Origin of the sequence: Luedemannella helvata, from assembly GCF_039528415.1 — a bacterium.
Taxonomy (GTDB): domain Bacteria; phylum Actinomycetota; class Actinomycetes; order Mycobacteriales; family Micromonosporaceae; genus Luedemannella; species Luedemannella helvata.
In genome coordinates, this window is record NZ_BAAALS010000093.1 from 1 (window position 1) to 1,110 (window position 1,110).

A 1,110-nucleotide genomic window follows, 5' to 3' on the forward strand; every position below is an offset into this window, starting at 1 on the left:
CGCATGACCTGGGCCGCGGTACCTGAGGTGATGCCTACGGCGAGCGTCGCGTAAGCGGTAGTGGCTGGCGCGACCGCCGAGACTCGCTGCTCGTAATAGCCGGTTCCCGGAGCCGCCAAATTCGACCTTGTCGAGGTCAGCAGGACGTCTGCGGCCGTGTAGAACCGGAGCTCCACCCAGACCGTCGACCCGGACGTGGGCGGACTGAGATAGCAGCGGCCGATGTACTCGACGCCTGCGGTCGCGGCCGGCTTCTCCGTGACCTTCGCCGCGGCGTTGCCGTTCGCGGTGACCGTCAGCGCCAGCACATGCCCGCCGGCCAGGTAGTAGTCGACCGGCCACGACACCATCGGCGCCTGCCGGGCCACCGAGCAGTTCGTCTCCGCCACCCACTTCAGGGTGGCGTGCTCGATGTTCTCGGCATCCGCCGACAGCAGGTTGCCGGTGGTGCGCATCGGAACGCCCAGGTAGACGTTCTCGAAATGGTTGACGACCGATCCGGCGGCCGGGGTTGCCGACACCACCACCTGCACCCACGCGGTACCGAGAGGCGGCGTGCCGGACACGCTGATGCGGTGCCATGTCGCCGAGGCGGTAGCCGTGGTCAGCGACCACGTGATGCTGATCTCGGCGTTGAAGGAGTTCATCCAGCGCAGGCCGATGCGCTCCGGGACCGTAGCCCCGGACGCGTCCGCGAAAGCCTGATACTCCTGCCCGCTCGCCACCGGGTAGAAGCCGGTCGTGCGGGCCTGCATCTCACCGGCGGCGGCCGAGGACAGGCGCAGAGTCCCGTCCCCCGACCTGCCGCCGGTGCCCTTGCTGATGCTGCAGTTCATCTTCGCGGCCCAGCCCGTGGTGTTCGGGTCGACCGTCTCCGTGACCTGCGACAACATGTTCCCGGGGATCGCCACCGCCTACCCCCTTCGTCCAGGCTGGGTTGTCTGCCGCAGCTGCCGCATGCCGCCAACCACGCGGGCATCCGCACGCGTGTCCACGTAGGCGTCGAACTCGTGCTCGCCTACGCGGAGCGTCAGGGTGTCGCCCGGCTGAATGCCCTGGGCGGCGTTCGCCAGGGCGTTCTCGGCGAGGCGCCACTGGGGCGCGGTGAGG

General features: G+C 69.2%; 2 protein-coding genes. Both read right to left on the reverse strand.

Annotated features, from left to right (window positions below; all coding sequences use genetic code 11):
- Window positions 1–911: hypothetical protein (locus ABD191_RS28840; protein ID WP_344089080.1), on the reverse strand; the 911-nt coding region annotated here is incomplete at its 3' end.
- A 3-nt stretch (window positions 912–914) separates the two neighbouring features.
- A partial coding sequence (locus tag ABD191_RS28845) for a hypothetical protein (RefSeq protein ID WP_344089082.1) occupies window positions 915–1,110 on the reverse strand: 196 nt, incomplete at its 5' end.